Below are 17,030 nucleotides of genomic sequence, written 5' to 3'. Positions count from 1 at the left end.
CCCCTCCCCGTATAATGAGAATCACACGCACATCACTTCAAGGAGGCCTGGAAGGCTTGATTCTGTTCGTCGTCAACGAGAATTCCGGCAACGGCCGCGGCAAAAGGATTTGGGCAAAGGTGGAAACACGGCTTCGCAGTCTGGGAACGGAGTACGATAAAATCGTTACGACTTCGGAATCGGAGGCTCTTTCTCAGGTCGGGGAACGGATGGCACGCGGAAAATTGAAAGCGGTTGCGGTTATTGGCGGCGACGGCACCTTGCACGGTTTGCTCCCGTTGATCGCCTCGTCCGGAATACCTTATGGAATCATCCCCTCCGGCTCCGGCAACGACACTTCGAGAGCGTTCAATATCCCGGTCGATCCGCTCGAAGCTTTAGCGGTTATACTTGCCGGCCATACCCGCAAAAGCGACCTGCTTGAATCCGTAACGGAAAAAGGCGTCAAGCAGCATACGCTGACCGCGGTAGCCGTCGGACTGGACGGAGCGGTAGCCGCCGACGTAAACGCCTCTCGTTATAAGAAATGGTGCAATAGGCTCGGAGTCGGCTCGCTTGCTTACGTCATCGGCTTGTTTCGAGCTCTTGCCCGGTACAAGCCGCGTTCTCTTAGCGTTACGATAGATGGGACGAAACACGAATTCGCGCAAGGTTGGCTGTCGGTCATCTCCAACTCGGCGAGTTACGGCGGCGGCTTGCGAATATGCCCGCAAGCGCTTCCGGATGACGGAAAGCTTCACGTTTGCGTCGTGCACAGCTGCGGCGTTGCTCGGATATTGATGATTTTTCCGACTTTACTCACGGGATCCCACGTAAAAAAACATCGATACGTCACGATATTGACGGGAACTTCCGTGTCAATCGGAGCATCGATGTCTATGTTGGCATACGGGGACGGGGAGCCGTCCGGGGAAACCCCTATATCGGCCGTTATTCGCCCTCGTCAGCTAGACTTCCTGATCGCCGCCTCCGGATAACGGAACGGCAGCATAATCTCGAATGAAGTTCCTTTGCCGAGCTCGCTCATGACCACGATTTTCCCTTGATGGTTGTCGACGATTTTGTAGCTGACCATGAGCCCGAGGCCGGTGCCCTTCTCCTTCGTCGTATAGAACGGCTGGCCGATCTTGGCCAGCTGTTCTTCGTCGATGCCGGGTCCCTCGTCGCGAATTCGCACGAATACCCCGTCGCTCTCGCGAGACAACTTGATGCTGATCGCCCCTCCGTCGGTCATCGCTTCGATCGCGTTCTTGATCACGTTGATGAACACTTGCTTGACTTGATTTTCCACGCCGTATATCCATAGAGGATCCGTGCCGTACTCCGCTTCGATCGCGATATTGTGCAGAATAGCCTGCGTCTCCAGGAGCGTAACCGTATCTCTCATCATGACCCGCATATCCTGATACGTAAGCTCGTAGACTTGCGGCTTGGACAGCATCAACAATTCGCTCACGATGTCTTCGATTCGATCGAGCTCCGCGTTCATGATATCGTAGTAGCTGTTATTATTTTTCCGTCCCGAGGCGATCAGTTGCAAGAAGCCCTTCAGGGACGTCAGCGGATTACGGATTTCGTGCGCGATTCCCGCGGCCAATTGCCCCGCCACGTACAATTTTTCCGAATTGATCAGCAGCTCTTCGTTTTTCTTGCGCTCCGAAATATCGCGAATAATAACTTGTACCGCCGGTTCGTTGTCCAGGGTCGTCATCGTTTCTACGATTTCCGTGTACAGGATCTTTCCTTTTAACGTGGACCATTCTTGCTCGATCGGCTTGCCGCTACCCGCGAACACGAGATTGTGAAGCCTTTCCTTGACCGCGCCGCGATCCTTGTCGGGCATGATGTTATAGATCGACTTGCCGATTAATTCGCTCGCCGTCTCCGCCTCGAACATCCGCAGTCCTGCAGCGTTTACGAATCCCCAACGGTCGCCCTTCAGAATCGCGATCGTATCGAGGGAATTTTCCACGAGAAGCCGGTAGCGTTCATCCATCTGATTCAAATGTTTATCGATATACCAGGTCACAAGCGTAGACATCAGGATGAGCAAAGCCCCGATCGCGATGATAAGTCCGAGCACGTTAATATCGTGGCTGAGACTGTCCCAAGTGACGAACGTCGTGTCCGAATATTCGATATGCAGCGCGCGCCGGCCGATTAATTGCATCGCGACCGTAGTTGATCCTAGCAACATGCTCGATACGAGTTTTCTGTGCTCGTACCCGCTCTCCGATAAGATGAAAGAAAAGAATGTCCCGACGAACAACACGACCAAAGATACGATCAAGAGACCCATGTTGATACTGAGAATGTCCATTTTCGGACCTAGAATGCTGAAGAAGTTCATGATCGCTATGCCGAAAGCCAAGATCGAGCTGCCAAACAACAGTCTATACTTGAATATCCCGTGCAAGCTCAACATAACGAAGGCCATCAGCGAGAAAAAAATGATGAACATAAGCGCAACCGGCATGATCCAGGTAAAGTTAAGGGGAATGTTATTAGCTAGCATCATAACGAAGTGTTTCGCCCACAAACCGACTCCGAACACGAACGCTCCGCCCGTCAGCCAGAACTGTCGAAAGGTCCCGTTCGTCCTCTTAAGATTGCCGATGAAGTTGAACATGGTATATGATGCGAGTATGCTGATTAATAGTGCCAGCAGCAAGAAGAAGTTATGCCAGGTGGCTACCATGTTACCGTTCATAATTTATCCCTCGCAGAAACTGACATCTTATTTCTTATTGGTATTAGATTCGACGAATACCAGCAAATTCCTTTTCTAACTTACATCCAATAAATGGAGGTTATATGCATGTTTAGATCTACTCTTCAAGAATTCAAAACTTTTGCCATGCGCGGCAACGTCGTGGATCTGGCCGTCGGGGTCATCATCGGAGGAGCTTTCGGCAAGATCGTCACCTCGATCGTGAACGATATCGTCATGCCGCCGATCGGCAAGCTGCTGGGCAACGTAGATTTCAAAGACTTGTATTGGAACTTGGATCCGGGGAAACTGGTTAAAGGCACGGATGGCATCATGGTGAAGCCGGAATCTTTGGAAGCGGCAAGATCGGCTGGAGCCGCGGTCATTGCATACGGACAGTTTATCAGCATTCTGATCGACTTCTTGCTGGTGGCATTCTGCGTATTCATGTTGGTTAAGGTGCTTAATCGGCTCAGCCGCAAAAAAGCGGAAGAAACTCCGGCACCGGCGGCACCGACGACCCGGGAATGCCCTTATTGCTTGTCTTCGATACCGTTGGCCGCTTCCCGTTGCTCCCACTGCACTTCCGAAGTAGAACCCATCGGACAAGCCTCCAACGCGAAAGGTTGATCGAAACGAATGGCCGAAATGTTCGACGTCTATGACGAAAAGGGAAATTGGACGGGAATCGCGGAGCGGAGCGAGGTTCATGCGAAGGGCTTGTGGCACCATACCGTTCATTGCTGGCTTGTCCGTAAGGTAGACGGCCGCGCGAAGGTTCTCTTCCAGCAGCGTTCCGAAGGAAAGGATACGAATCCGAGCTGCTTCGATATTACGGCGGCCGGCCATCTGGAAGCCGGAGAAACTCCGAACGCCGTTCTGCGCGAGCTGGAAGAGGAGCTCGGCGTCCGGGTCGGCTTCGAGCAATTAGCGGAGTACGGTCTCGTTAAGGAATACTTAGCGGGAGTCGTCGGAGGGGTCGACTTTATCGATGCCGAAGTCAGCCATGTGTACGGCCTCGTCACGGAGTTGGGCTGGACGGACTTCCGTTTGCAAGAAGAGGAAGTGGCCGGCTTGTACGAAGCGGACGCGGAGGAACTGATCGCGCTCATGGAGGAACGGTTGGACAAACTGAACGCGACCGGAATCGAGTTGCGTCAAGGTACTCTCCAACCCGCGGAAAAGGTCGTAGAGCGCAACTCGTTCGTCGAGAGGGACTATGGTTATTACGTTTCCGTGTTCGGTTTTTTGATGGGCTTGGTTAGGGAAGATTGAATTTGTCTTCCATAAGCGGTTGAAGGCGGATAGGCTGCCAGCGCAGCTGTCCGTCTTTTATTTTTCCTTCATACCAAATCCCCGTATCGGGTTGGAGGAATAGAACCTCGAGCTTGCCGTCCGCGTCCGAATCCCATATTCGGAACAAGCGACCGTCGTCCATCGCACCGTAAGTCCCGCTGTCCCCGACGACTCTCCAGTTTTGTATGCCGTTCTGACGTCCCAACTGCCATTTCCGATCTATCGGGCTGTAAGTTAGTACCTCATCGTCTTCCACCTCGAACGTCCCACACCAGTAGGAACGCCCTTCGCTAAACCGGCCTAGCCCCTCCCAGTTTCGATACCAACGATCTATCAGACCATGAATGTTATAGAACACCGTATCGTGGGGAGCGACGTCGAAGTCGTTAATGTCCGGGTCCGCGTACAACTGAGCCGACGTTTGGTGGATGCAGGCATGAAGGTTCGAGGATTCGATGAATCTTCCTAGCTCATCCGAAGTGGCGAAGGATTCGGGTTGGGATATGACACGCGCTTCCGCCGCTTGATTGTAACAAGGGGCTCTGCGGATTGCCTCAGGGACGGACGCCCAAGGCTCCACTAGGCGGGGATCGTTTCCGCTCTGGTTGTACCAAGCCAACGCTCTGGAGATGTAATCGCGGTGAAAGCGAAGAAACTCCTGCCCGTAACCGATTGGAGGATTGTTAATATCTACGTTATGGCGGGCATGGTGCCATCTTTTGTGCTCTTCGAGCAAGTCCGGCGGAAAATTCGGAATGAATGACATTGCGGGTTCTCCCCCTCTGACCTGCCGGCCGAAGCCGGCAGTGCGGTTGCCACTAGAATATGCAGCAGCCTAAAGATGGGAAACCTTGCATTGATAAATCCCCGACGCCGCATAGAATCCTTCCATATGAAAAACGCGGTCCTGTAAAGGACCGCGTTCAATTTACATCCCTCTTATGCGAATTAGCCTTAGAATATCCATGTATCCGCCATTTGACCAACGGTATCGACGTATTTATCGAAGCTATCCGGTTCGGCAGTATAAGTCATAATGTAAGCTTTACCGTTCGCAATCGCGAATACTTGTTGCCAGGTTAGCGTGTACTCGCCTTGTTTCCCGTTGTAGATCAAGCTATAGAATTCCGTTCCGTCATCCGCTTTGAAGGTTTCGCCGGAAACGATCTTCGCATCCGTTATTAATTGGTTGATTTGATCCTTGGAAATCTGCGCGTACTGCTCCAACGTGATGTCCTGTCCCTGCAAATCTTGAACGATAATATTCACGTTCTCTTGGAATTTATCGTTATCCCCTTCGGCTGGAGCCAAGAATGCGGCAATAGCTCCTCCGGCATTCTCGACAAGCTTCCAATCTTCCGGGTATTGAATGCTTGTTCCGTTTGATTTATCTTCGAACAGCTTAAAACCCGCGAGGACGTCGGATGCCGGAGCGCTTGCTTCCGCGGACGGAGATGGCGATTCAGACGGCGATTCCGAAGGACTTGCGGAAGCCGACGGGCTAGCCGAGGACGCTGACGGAGACGCCTCGTTCTTGCCGTCTTTCGATCCGCCGCACGCGCTCAGCGCAAGCGCCAGCACCGCTAACGCGATCGATGTTCTCAACAATTGATTCGATGGTTTCTTTTTCATTTCTCTTATCCCCCTAGTAAGCGACTATAGTATTTTTTTCCAACGCTTGCCGCTCCTCGACAAATATACAAGAATTCCACCATTTAGTAAATATTTTCGCCAAAATATTCGCAGATTTAGGTTTCCATTCCTATTGCCGCAATGTTTTCATTTCGAATGCTAGAGGGTAATGGAAAATACAGGATACGGTAAAATAAGTTAAGGCGGTGGCGAATATGCGAGATATTAGAAATGCGATTCATACGCTCGACAACGACTTGCTGATCGACCAATTCCATTCGGCTTACGTTCAGTCTCCTGACGACGAGTACATTCAGATCCTGCTCGAGGAAATCTTGGACCGGCAACTGACGATCGAAGAGGTTCTCCTTCAACCGGAGCTCCATTAAGCGCACGACAAACAACCCAACACGCCCGCGGAAGGGATAATCGGGTTGTTTTGTCGCACAAAAAAATCCCCGTCCGGCCGATATGGCACGAAGGGAATTCATAGTAAAAGCTGGTGCCGACTAGAGGACTTGAACCCCCAACCTACTGATTACAAGTCAGTTGCTCTACCAGTTGAGCTAAGTCGGCGCGTGATGTATTTTTATTGCCTACAAGAAAAGACTATACCATGCCAGTCGACAGATTGCAAGATTTTTTTACATTTTGTCGAATCACAGCCTTGTTACTGCGTAGGCTGCCCTGATGCTTTGCGGAGCTCGTTTGCAAGCCGGTTCGCTTCCGCGGCTTCCGCGCGGTCTCCTCTCTTGATCGCATCCGCATACTGCGGCTTAAGATACGTATCGATAATTTTATCGGCATCTTTTTTGTCCATTTTAGGCATAACCTCCCCATCGTACTGAATGAGTCCTTCGGCAGTTACGATCTGCATCAGCTTGGCCGCATATTCCGGATCGGTCGCGTATCCGCATGCTTGAAGCGCTTTGGCTTGGTCTTCCGGAGTCAGAGCGGCCCGCAAGGGAGCATATCGCGAGTTCTGGAACAGCCGGTCCTGATCTCTGTAGAAGTCGTACACGCTGTCGTACGCGCGCCAAGTCGCGACCGTCTGCACGCGTTTTCCTCCATAAACCTCCCACGTCGGCGTCGTGTAAGTCTCGCCGTGCCACCACGCGTTCGGTTTGCCGTCCCCGACCTTAAAGCCCCCCAGATTGTTGTACTTATTCAGATTGCTTCCCGTCTCCAGAATATTCTGCGCAAGCCTCACCGAGGGCAGCAACGACGATCCGTCTAGCCTAGCTTGAATGGCTTGCGGCGCAAGCAACGCGATGAACGATTGACGATCCATGAACTCCAACTCCCCTTTCCTTATACCGTCTCGTCCCATTCTATTCGTCAACAAGCGCGATCGTAGCGGCTAATCTGACCCCATCGAGCGGATCCGTTTCGGAAAGCAAAAAACGCGCCCCCGAGAACCTCGGAAGACGCGCATTAAAGAAATGTTCATGGTGCTGATGAAGGGATTCGAACCCCCGACCTACGCATTACGAATGCGTTGCTCTACCAGCTGAGCTACATCAGCAAATCCTTTATTAGGATAGTCATTTCCGAGAAAAAAGTCAAGGTTTTCTCGGCTGGTTTTTTTTGGTTACGGCCCGTTCGGCGTATTAGGCCATATGGAACACCTTATTCGAACGGCGCTCCGCCGCCTCGGATAAAGTTCCGGCTCCAGGCAACGCTCCTTCCGTCCCCGCCTTGTCGGTGCCTAATCCGCTGATCATCAGATCAAGCTGCCGCTTGAGATCGACTTCGTACGGTTGAGGTAACAGTTTACCGTCCGAAGCCCGTATGACGCGCACGATCGGCCGCTGCTTCGAGTCCTCATGCAACGCGGAGACGACGCCCAGCTCCCCCGTGCTCAAGCGTACGGTCGTCCCCCGCGGGAATAACGCCATGTTGTCTCGCAAGCGACAAACTTTATCCACATCGTACAGCGTGCCGGCACCTCCGTATAATACTTCTAACGCCTCGTGCGGTAGCATCGTGATACCGTTAGCGCGTCCGTTAACGAGCGTATCGAACATATCGAAGATGCTGATCCATTGATGGTGCGGGTGAATTTTCCGCCCTTCCAATCCGAAAGGATAGCCGCTTCCGTCCATTCTCTCGTGATGGAACAACGCGCAATGCGCCGTCATCAGCGGGAATCCGCTGTCTCGCAGCAGCTTAAACCCGAGCTCGGCATGCGCCATGTACATCTTGCCGTCACGATCGATGCAAGCTTGCAGCCCTGCCGGCAATACGAGTCGACCGACATCGTGAAGCATCGCGCCCAGCGCAAGCGACTGCAGTTCCTCGCCGGCCAAGCCCTCATCCAGCCCGAACCGCGTCGCGCATACGCCGACGTTCATTGCATGCTCCACGAAATGCTGCTTATCGCCGTCCGTCAGCGTCGTCGTTAGATGGACTGGCAAACACAGATGATTGCGCCGCGACTTCAGATCCTCGACAAGCAGCTTGGAAGCGTCATGACAGAATCGTACGAGTCCGGCCGACAGCTTATCTTTGTCGCCTTGGGATAGCTCGTCCATGACGTGCGTGAGCGCTCCATGCAGCACGATAATCGTCTCGTCCCGAATCGCCTGATCCGGGGCGATGTCCTCCGTACCTTGTTCTTCGATATGAAGATAAGGCAATCCCAGTTGTTGCAGCTTGCCTATCGCGTGCTCCGTCAGCACGAATCCGCGTCCCGCAAGCACATGCCCTTGCTCCGTATAGATCGATCTACCGAGCTTCATGCCCGGTCGGCATTGGCTCGTATGGATAATGATCATGTTCCCAACTCCTTCGTTTAGCCGGGTATATGCAGTCCCTGACTGTTGCTCTTATCGTAGGACAATGCTCCGTCATGTGACCAGTGACCCGTGTCACGCTTCCCGTCATGAAATCGGGACTTCGATTGCATGACGGATCTGTTCAAAATCGAATGTTGCACTATAATGGAAAAGAAAGGAGAGGGAGACGAATGCTGAAAATAGTGATCGCGGACGACCAAACGTTAATGAGGGACGGTTTGCAAACGATTCTTCAATTAGAGGACGATATCGAAGTGGTCGCAACCGCTGAGAACGGGGAAGAAGCGTGCAGGCTAGTCGCCGCGCACGATCCGGATTTGGTGCTGATGGATATCCGCATGCCCGTCATGAACGGGATCGAAGCGGTCAAAAAGCTGCGAATCGACTCTCCGCGAACGAAAACGCTCGTCCTTACGACCTTCGACGAAGATGACTACATCGTCGAGGCCCTGGCCGGCGGCGCCGTCGGATTCTTGCTGAAGGACATCCCTTCCGAGAAGCTCATCCAAGCGGTACGCGATGCTGCTAAAGGAGAGATCATGCTCCCCTCGGCCATCGCGATCAAACTCGCCGCCCGGTTATCCGCTCCCGCTACCGAACGTTCTCCTTCGCCTCTTCGCGCGCGTGGACGGGCCTCGGACCTGAAGTTCACGAATCGGGAGATGAGCATCATAGCTTTGATGGTCGAAGGCCGCAACAATCGCGACATAGCCAAGCATTTGTTCATGAGCGAAGGTACCGTCAAAAATTATATCAGTTCCATCTACGATAAAATCGGCACGAACGACCGCACCCAAGCCGTGATTTGGCTAAAGGACATGAACGTTGTCTAACTTACGAATTCCCGCGTTCCGTGCATGCGGCTTGTGCGGGTAACCTCAGCGTGAAGCAACTGCCCGCGCCTTTCTCGCTGCTAAGCTCCAGATGCCCGCGGAGCAATTCCGCCAATTGCCGGCTAATCGCAAGTCCTAAGCCTGCCCCGCCATACTTGCGGTTGATCGAGCCGTCTTCCTGACGGAATACTTCGAAAATCGCCTCCAGCTTGTCCGCTTCGATGCCTACTCCCGTATCGCGCACCTCGAACAGGATTTCTTCTCGCCCGTCATCGCCCTTTACGGCCGATGCCGATAATTCGATCCCGCCTTTCTCCGTGAACTTGAATGCGTTGCTGAGCAGGTTCCGCAGAATTTGATTTAATCTCATCGGATCGCTCTCTAGCTTCAGTTGCGCTGCTGTCTCTGCCGTCTGTTCGGCGCTCGGACTGACTACGAAAGTAAGGCCCTTGCTCTCCGCGATCGGCATGAATTGTTCTTCCATGTAACGCAACACTTCGTTCGTATCGATCGGTTGGAGTACGATATCGAGCTTGCCCGCCTCCACCTTGGACAGATCAAGAATATCGTTGACGAGAGTCAGCAGTTCCCGACCCGATTGAAGGATGAGGTGGGCATACCGATGCCGGTCTTCGTCCGAAGTGTCCGATTCCGCCTGCATTTCCGATAGGATCATGATGCTGTTTAGCGGGGTCTTGATCTCGTGCGACATATTCGCAAGGAACTCCGATTTGTAACGGGACGCCGTCTCGAGCTGCGTCGCTTTCTGCTCCAGTTCATTTTTGGCTTGATTCAGATCGCGAGTCCGCACGTGAAGAAGCCGGTTCGTCCGGCTCAGTTGTTCCATTCGGGATTGATTCTTCTGGAAGTCTCGGATCATGATCAAGAAGAAGAAACTGAGTATGACTCCGGTAGGGAAAGTAATCGGAGCGATTTCGTTCAAGTAGTGATGAGGCGGGATTTTACCGAATAGGGAAATATCTATCGTATTGACAATGTTGATGACGAGAACAGCGAAAACCGACTTTCGCAAATACGAGAACGTCTTTCGCCGCCGGAACCAAGCGCACAATAAAGCCGCAACGATGCCAAGGAGGGTGAGATTCAACGTTCCGGCCCACGCGGCGTAATCCAATCCGAAGGTCAGCCTCAGCAATCCGATGCATAGGCCGATTAAGAATAAGGTGACGGGATTGGAATACACGACCAACCCGAAAATGAGCGGTACGACGCGCAGATCGAATTTGGCCCCGTTACCGACATCGAAGCCGAAGTACATAGTTAGCCAACCCGCAAGAATGAAAATAAGGACGGAAAGTCCGTATTTCGACGCTCTGGACAATTTCGAGAAAATTAAATTGTATGCGAGGTTAAAGAGGTATGCGAAAGTAGTCAGTATGCTTATGTTAACGAGGTAAACTTTGAATATTTCCATCCTGCGCCTCCCTCCGCGGAAGTTATCTTCCATCGAACAAGCCGACGTTATTGCAATCCCTTACATTGTAGCACAAACCGAAATTGAACCGGTTCCCTTTCGCTTGCATAGACTGGGGTGACGATAGCCCAGCCCATGAACAAAGGGGGAATGCGAATGAACGGCCAGACAATGATGCTCCCGATCCGAGTACGGACGATGACCGCCAAGAACGTCAAGATTAACGTTCCTTACGTCAACGGAGGCACGACAAAGGCGGCGCAGATGGCTATGAATAAAAAAATCGCTTCCGCTAACCAAGCTCTGCTGAAGGAGCAAGGTTTCCCGAGCAAAGACATTCAGCAAATGGACGGCACGTTCGAGAGCAAGACGAACGAAAGAGGCGTCCTCAGCTTGTCTCTCTTGAACTATACCTTCACTGGCGGCGCTCACGGCAATACGCTGCAGAAGTCGTTAACCTTCGATGCCAATACCGGGCGCAGCTATAAGTTAGGCGAGTTGTTCAAGAAGGATAGCGGTTACGAAGCTCGGTTAAACGCGATTATTCAAGCGCAGATCAAAGCGAGACAGCTGCCGCTCCTAGTCGATTACCCGGGCATTACCCCCGACCAGGATTTCTATATCGCGGACAAATCCTTGGTGATTTATTTTCCTCTGTATGCCATAGTCCCCTACGCGTGGGGATTCCCGTATTTTCCGATTTCGGTGTTCGATATCCAAGACATTATCGACGAGGATGGACCTCTCGGCTTTATGATGTACTAAGCGATATGTCGGGTATAAAACGCAAAGGCGAGCGACAAGGAAAGAATTCTTCCTCATGGCCCGCCTCTTGTTCCAGTTCTATTACCATTTCCCCGCGTCGATCTCGGATGGCTTCATACCTGCCCATATATTCGGTACGTCCACGGATTCGGGATTATCGAATACGAGGAAGCCCGTGGGTAAATATCTTTCCCCCGCGCTGGAGGAAGGCTTATTCACGATTTGTCCTTGCTCGTCAACGAGTACGGTCGACGATCCTCCGTCCAGATTCGCCGCGATGACGGCACCGTGCTCCAACAAGATTTGTTGCGCGTCGTACAACGTCGCGCCAATGCTGTAACCAGGCTGACGCCCGTCGATCAGCAGGAAGAGGATCGTCCCGTCCTCTTTCTGCGCCATAACGGTACGCGGAGCGACGCCCCAGCCTTGCGCGCGGTTCTTGATCAAGCCCTTGCCGTTGACGATGATCCGAGGCGAGAAACTCACCGCTTCGGATATACCGAGATCCATGAGCTCGCTGATCGAATAATTGCCCGCGAGCATCTTGCCGTTCTTGTCGATGCCGACGATCTGAACGCTTTTCTTGCCGCCGAGCCCATTGTAATAAATTTTGCCTTGGCTAATCACAAGACCGATCGGTTTGAAGCCGTTACCCTTCCAATTCGGATCCGCGAACCCGCCGGCATTCACGCCCGCGATCGCCCCGGTGCGCTTCACCATGCTGGTAATCTTCTCTCCGCGCCCGCGCTTATTCGGAACGACTAGCCGGATCTTCTTCGGATCCCGCACCGTCAACAAATAGCCGTGATAGCCTTCGCCGCTCACTTCTTCTACGGAAGTGAGCTTCTCCGGGGTAACTTCCCCCGAACCGTCGGTAGTTGGCTTAATCGTATGCTCGTCCCGCTCTTCTCCCATATCATTGAACTGTTTAACGTAGAGGGCGACGCGCTCGCGCAAAGCTTTCTCCCCGATTATATATTTCGCCCATTCCCGGTGTTGAGTCGTGATGATGGAATCGGCAAGCATATATCGGTACTGATATCCGGAAGGAGTCAAATAGAACCATCCGGCAAATAATAACGTAAAGATAAATCCCGTAAAAAACACGATCTTGAACAAAACCCAGAACACGGGACGTCTCGGACGTGCTTTCCGTCCTTTGCGCGAAGGAAGCGATGTACGTCCTACGGCAGATGACGTCGACGCCGAAGTAGCTGCTCTTGGTGGCAATGGCGGGATGGCGTCCACGCTCCTTTACTTCAAATTCGAATTCGTACCTCCTATATACGACACGAATGAGCATGTTGTTGCGTATATCTTTCTTGTCGACAACATTTCCCAGGAAATGACGGAATTCCAGTTTCGGCTCATCGCTTTTTTCTTGTTCGTCAAGCCTCCTCCACATTCCTTTTCTTGCTATACCTCTTATCCAGCCGCCCGACATAATGCTCCGTTTTCTCAAGCGTAGCCGCTACGTTATACTCCGGAATTCCTGCCGGAGATTCGTACACACCCATAGGAAACAAGACGTTTCCTTCGGGAAAATTGACGGCCAGATTGCCGGATGCGATATCCGCATAGTGAGCTTGACCATGCAGAATTCCATGCGCGTTATGCAATACGACCGGGTCACCATCCGATACGGCTAGAACTTTGGCATCTTTCGGATTAAGCAACACCGCTGTCCGAATTCCCCCGTTATAGGCATCCTTTCCGCCGTAGATCATGGAATTGAACTGTTTTCCTCGCCGGGTCGTAACGTTAAAATTACCCTGAGCGTTGAGGCCGCGCCTCGGAAGATCTACGGGAATGAGCCTTCCTCTGCCATCCGGAGTCGGGCAGACGCCGTCTTCGCACAACCATGCTCCACCGCGCTGAAACACTTCGCCTTTGCTCTTCAAACGCTGAATGCCATCGTATTCCGGCGCCGCTCTCGCAATCTCTTCCCGGATGGCTCGCGCATCGTTCAAACCTATTAAGTGCTGAAGCTGCGGCTTGACGCGCGCGGCTAAGTCAGCATAGATGCTCCACTCCGCCCTTGCTTCCTCGATACGCGGACCTTCGATCTCCGGGCTGAAATACACCATCCGCTCCGTTGAAGTCGAAGTCCCGCCTCCGGGCTGCTCGTAACGCGTCATCGCGGGAAGCACGACGACCGCCTCCTTGGCATCGAGCAACGTAGAGGTGTTGAAAATAATATCCTGATGCACGCGAACCTCGAGCGACTCCAACGCTTCCCGGATGAATGCCGGATCCGGCATCGTCTCCAGGAAATTGCCTCCGGATAAGTAATACAGATTGAGCTTGCTCGGATGGTTAACGGGTAATCTCGCTTTCTCCAGCGATACGCCTACGATATCCCCTTGCGATCTCGGTATCGGGAATCCCCACAACTGCTCCAAGCGGGACAAATTAAGCTCGTCAAAGTCGCCGCCAGGCAACGAAAACGGCTCCGCCCCCATCTCCCCCGCGCTTTGAACTCCGGAATGTCCGCGTATCGGCATGACTCCGCAGTGCTCGCGTCCGATAAACCCGCGAAGCAGCGCAAGATTCGCGACCTGCGATATATTGTCCGTCGCATGACGATGCTGCGTCAACCCCATCGACCAGACGAATACGGCGCTCTTCGAAGCCGCAAGGAGCTTCGCGAGTTCGCCTATTCGTACACGGGACAAACCCGACGAAATCTCTAACTCTCCCCAGAGTTGCGACTCGACCTTCTCGCGAAGCTCCTCGAACCCGTTCGCGTGATCCCGCACGAACGCATGATCGATCGCCGAGCCTGGAACGTCTTTCTCCATCTCGAACCAAGTTTTCATCACCCCGTGCATGAGCGCGATGTCCCCGCCGATGTTTACCTGGTAGAAGTCGTCCGCCAGCTTCGTCCCGAACAACGCGGATTCCGCGATGGAAGGAATCCAATATCCGTCCATTGCCGGCTCCCGGTACGGGTTGATGACGATAATCTTCGTTCCCTTCCGCTTGGCCGCGTACATGTACTTAGTAGACACCGGTTGATTGTTGGCCGCGACGCTGCCCCAGAATACGAGCACGTCAGTGCCGATCCAATCCCGATAACTGCAACTGGACGCTCCGATCCCAAGCGACCGTTTTAGGGCCGTCTTCGACGGGGAATGGCAGATGCGCGAAGCATTGTCGATGTGGTTCGTTCCGAGAAATCTCGCGATTTTGGCGGCCGCGTAGTAGGACTCGTTCGTGATGCCTCGCGCGGTCAAGTAAAAGGCGGTTTGCTCCGGCGGCAGGGATCGGAACTTGGCCGCGATATAATCGAGCGCATCGTCCCATGACAGCCTAGAGAAGCTCCGTTCTCCCGAACGCCGAATGAGCGGGTACGGGATACGCCCCAGCTCCCGAAGCTCGGCGCTAGACAACTTGCGCAGCTCTTCGATGTCCGCATGCAGCCGCTTCGGCTTCATTGCGGGCATCGTGTTAAGACGCAGGACGTTCAGTCGCGTCGTACAAATATGAGGACCGCTAAGCGTCTGGTCTCTAAGCCCGGACACTCCGAGCGCGCAACCGTCGCATACGCCTTGCGTCAAGATTCTGGTCGCGTAAGGTAGATTGTCGCGATTGCGCCATAAAGTTTTCAACGTATCGCGGATATGTTTAGGCTTCAGCTTGCCTAGGCCGAAAGGCACCGCGCTCACCCATAACTTCGGATCGGGTTTCGCGGTCAGTTTCTGCGGTCCCGGATGTTTCGTCTTCCCCAACAGAGTCACTCTCCTTCGAATAGACGTTCCGGATGCGTATATACGTTCAGCGATCCGTGACGGATAAAACCGACGACCGTAATGCCCAACCCGTCTGCTAGCTCGATTGCCAATTCCGTTACCGCGGATTTGGATAGCAGCGCCTCGCAGCCCATTTTCGCCGCTTTGATCAGCACTTCCGAGGACACCCTGCCGCTGAACGCGAGAACTTTATCCGTCATCGTTACTTGGTTGCGCAGGCAATGACCGTACAACTTATCGATCGCGTTATGCCTTCCGATATCCATCCTCGCGAGCAGAAGCGCACCGTCCCTATCGAACAACGCCGCATTATGCACGCCGCCAGTAGCCCTGAACACGCCGGATTGCGCCTGCATGGCCTCCATCATCCTAACGCAGCTCGCGTAACTGATCCGCAGCTTGCGGCTTTCTATCGGTTTAGCAGTCCTTAGGTCGCCGTAGAATACGAAGCTTTGTCTGCTTTTGCCGCAACAGGAGGTTAACACCCTCTTGGAACCGCTCTCTATAATCCAAGGGTCAACGCCCTCGATGTCCGCGTATACCATTCCCGACCGATCGTCGTAGCTCATATCCTTCAAGTCGGCATAATCGGCTAGCACCCCTTCCGAGGCTAAATATCCGACAGCCAACTCTTCGATATGCTCGGGAGAACATACCAGTGTTGCGAATTCCTCTCCGTTAAGCACGATCGTGATCGGCCACTCCACGACCACTTCGTCCTCGGACGTGGTGACGACTCCTTTTTCGTACCGGGTAATGAGCCTGCTCTTTTTCGAAAGACTTTCCATCGCGCCCTCTCCTTCCGATTCCGGAGCTTACTCTTCCACTATATCGGTTGGCGTTTGGCGGTTCAACAAATATTGGTATAATGGAGATAACGCAGAAAAATGACACTAAACGACAACAGGAGGATGCCACTTGAGCCCAAAAGAAAATTACGGCATTATCGAAAGGATCGACGGTTACCCGCTAATCGAGCTAGTGGATCGCGACACGGACTCCACGGTTATCGTATGCCCGGAACGCGGCGGAATCGTCATCGGTTGCCGCTTGCATGGCGTCGAAACTTTATATTTGGATAGGGAAACATTTTTGAATCCGGACGCCAACATACGCGGAGGCATTCCCGTTCTATTCCCGATCGCGGGACAGCTCGTCGAAGGACAATACGAATGGAACGGCCAAACTTATCGAATGAAAAATCACGGCGTGGCGCGCATCCTCCCCTGGGAAGTCATTGATACGGGCACGGACGGTTCCGCATTTGTGACGCTTGCTCTGGCCAGTAACTCGGACACCTTAGTCGCGTTCCCGTTTGAATTCGAATTGAGGTTCACTTATCGCCTTCGGGATGGCGTGCTCTCGATCGAGCAACAGTACGTCAATCGTTCTTCGTCGGACATGCCGATGGTTGCGGGATTCCATCCTTACTTCGCTACGGAAAGCAAGAACCTGACTTACGATACGGATGCTACGCGAATACTGGACTACAACGATAAATCGGAAAAAGCGTTCGATGGCACGTTAAATCTGGAAACCATGGTCGAATCCGCAGCTTTGCTCGATGCGTCGAAGCCGGAAATCGCGTTCCCGCTCTCGCATGACCGTAACGTTCGTCTGACTTACAGCGATAAGTTCCGGTATGTCGTACTCTGGTCCGTCGCAGGCAAACCGTTCGTCTGCGTGGAGCCATGGACGGCGCTGAACGAAGCGTTAAACAGCAAAGAAGGGCTGCTCCTCGTATCCCCCGGGGACACTCTCGAATTGTCTATGAGCATCGGATTGGAAGGTTAATCGGTACCTATTGGA

At 53.0% G+C, this 17,030-nt stretch carries 16 protein-coding genes and 2 tRNA genes; 7 read left to right on the top strand and 11 right to left on the bottom strand.

Annotated elements, in window-relative coordinates; translation table 11 throughout:
• Positions 1-56: 56 nt before the first annotated feature.
• The gene (locus tag D7Z26_RS20060) at positions 57-977 is read left to right on the top strand and encodes a diacylglycerol/lipid kinase family protein (protein ID WP_233567066.1); all 921 of its coding nucleotides are present in this window, start codon (positions 57-59) and stop codon (positions 975-977) included.
• Here the strand turns inward: D7Z26_RS20060 and D7Z26_RS20055 are convergent.
• Positions 944-2,710, bottom strand: coding sequence for an ATP-binding protein (locus D7Z26_RS20055; protein ID WP_120978788.1), 1,767 nt, complete (start codon positions 2,708-2,710; stop codon positions 944-946). The genes D7Z26_RS20060 and D7Z26_RS20055 overlap by 34 nt on opposite strands.
• A gap of 108 nt (positions 2,711-2,818) precedes the next feature.
• Between D7Z26_RS20055 and mscL the strand changes: the two genes are divergently transcribed.
• A complete protein-coding gene (mscL, locus tag D7Z26_RS20050) occupies positions 2,819-3,340 on the top strand; it encodes a large conductance mechanosensitive channel protein MscL (RefSeq protein WP_120978787.1) in 522 nt (173 codons plus the stop codon).
• Positions 3,341-3,349: 9 nt separating this feature from the next.
• Positions 3,350-3,985, top strand: a complete 636-nt coding sequence (locus tag D7Z26_RS20045; protein ID WP_120978786.1) for an NUDIX hydrolase — start codon at positions 3,350-3,352, stop codon at positions 3,983-3,985.
• Here D7Z26_RS20045 and D7Z26_RS20040 read toward each other — a convergent pair.
• Positions 3,972-4,772, bottom strand: a complete 801-nt coding sequence (locus D7Z26_RS20040) for a tyrosinase family protein (protein WP_120978785.1) — start codon at positions 4,770-4,772, stop codon at positions 3,972-3,974. The two genes, D7Z26_RS20045 and D7Z26_RS20040, sit on opposite strands and share 14 nt — an antisense overlap.
• Before the next feature lie 188 nt (positions 4,773-4,960).
• Positions 4,961-5,638: a PsbP-related protein gene (locus tag D7Z26_RS20035; protein ID WP_120978784.1), complete on the bottom strand. Its 678-nt coding sequence runs from the start codon at positions 5,636-5,638 to the stop codon at positions 4,961-4,963.
• A 215-nt stretch (positions 5,639-5,853) separates the two neighbouring features.
• On the opposite strand from D7Z26_RS20035, the gene sda reads away from it, so the two are divergent.
• Positions 5,854-6,027 carry a sporulation histidine kinase inhibitor Sda gene (sda, locus tag D7Z26_RS20030; protein ID WP_120978783.1) on the top strand — a complete coding sequence of 58 codons (174 nt, stop codon included), beginning with the start codon at positions 5,854-5,856 and terminating at the stop codon, positions 6,025-6,027.
• A 111-nt stretch (positions 6,028-6,138) separates the two neighbouring features.
• Here the strand turns inward: sda and D7Z26_RS20025 are convergent.
• The 4 genes from D7Z26_RS20025 to D7Z26_RS20010 form a co-directional block, all read right to left on the bottom strand.
• Positions 6,139-6,214: transfer RNA gene (locus tag D7Z26_RS20025), tRNA-Thr, on the bottom strand.
• 94 nt (positions 6,215-6,308) lie between these two features.
• Positions 6,309-6,929, bottom strand: a complete 621-nt coding sequence (locus tag D7Z26_RS20020) for a glycoside hydrolase family 73 protein (RefSeq protein WP_158602384.1) — start codon at positions 6,927-6,929, stop codon at positions 6,309-6,311.
• A gap of 158 nt (positions 6,930-7,087) precedes the next feature.
• Positions 7,088-7,163, bottom strand: a tRNA-Thr gene (locus D7Z26_RS20015).
• Between the two features lie 85 nt (positions 7,164-7,248).
• Positions 7,249-8,415 (bottom strand): HD-GYP domain-containing protein, encoded by a 1,167-nt coding sequence (locus D7Z26_RS20010; protein WP_120978781.1) that lies wholly within the window; start codon positions 8,413-8,415, stop codon positions 7,249-7,251.
• Positions 8,416-8,606: 191 nt separating this feature from the next.
• On the opposite strand from D7Z26_RS20010, the gene D7Z26_RS20005 reads away from it, so the two are divergent.
• A complete protein-coding gene (locus D7Z26_RS20005) occupies positions 8,607-9,269 on the top strand; it encodes a response regulator transcription factor (protein ID WP_120978780.1) in 663 nt (220 codons plus the stop codon).
• 1 nt (position 9,270) lies between these two features.
• Here D7Z26_RS20005 and D7Z26_RS20000 read toward each other — a convergent pair whose 3' ends face one another.
• Positions 9,271-10,704, bottom strand: a complete 1,434-nt coding sequence (locus tag D7Z26_RS20000; RefSeq protein WP_158602383.1) for an ATP-binding protein — start codon at positions 10,702-10,704, stop codon at positions 9,271-9,273.
• Positions 10,705-10,860: 156 nt separating this feature from the next.
• On the opposite strand from D7Z26_RS20000, the gene D7Z26_RS19995 reads away from it, so the two are divergent.
• Positions 10,861-11,469 carry a DUF3298 and DUF4163 domain-containing protein gene (locus tag D7Z26_RS19995; protein WP_120978778.1) on the top strand — a complete coding sequence of 203 codons (609 nt, stop codon included), beginning with the start codon at positions 10,861-10,863 and terminating at the stop codon, positions 11,467-11,469.
• An 81-nt stretch (positions 11,470-11,550) separates the two neighbouring features.
• On the opposite strand, the gene D7Z26_RS19990 is transcribed toward D7Z26_RS19995, so the two are convergent.
• From D7Z26_RS19990 to fdhD, 3 genes are all read right to left on the bottom strand, one after another.
• Positions 11,551-12,588: a phosphodiester glycosidase family protein gene (locus D7Z26_RS19990; protein ID WP_233567075.1), complete on the bottom strand. Its 1,038-nt coding sequence runs from the start codon at positions 12,586-12,588 to the stop codon at positions 11,551-11,553.
• Between the two features lie 269 nt (positions 12,589-12,857).
• On the bottom strand, positions 12,858-15,200 hold the full coding sequence (locus tag D7Z26_RS19985; RefSeq protein WP_120978777.1) for an FdhF/YdeP family oxidoreductase: 2,343 nt from the start codon (positions 15,198-15,200) through the stop codon (positions 12,858-12,860).
• Between the two features lie 5 nt (positions 15,201-15,205).
• Positions 15,206-16,009: a formate dehydrogenase accessory sulfurtransferase FdhD gene (fdhD, locus tag D7Z26_RS19980; protein WP_120978776.1), complete on the bottom strand. Its 804-nt coding sequence runs from the start codon at positions 16,007-16,009 to the stop codon at positions 15,206-15,208.
• 130 nt (positions 16,010-16,139) lie between these two features.
• Here fdhD and D7Z26_RS19975 point away from each other — a divergent pair, with 130 nt between their 5' ends.
• On the top strand, positions 16,140-17,015 hold the full coding sequence (locus tag D7Z26_RS19975; RefSeq protein WP_120978775.1) for an aldose epimerase family protein: 876 nt from the start codon (positions 16,140-16,142) through the stop codon (positions 17,013-17,015).
• Positions 17,016-17,030 lie beyond the last annotated feature (15 nt).

This window comes from Cohnella endophytica, assembly GCF_003628305.1.
GTDB lineage: Bacteria > Bacillota > Bacilli > Paenibacillales > Paenibacillaceae > Cohnella > Cohnella endophytica.
This window is presented reverse-complemented; position numbering and strand designations above follow the sequence as displayed.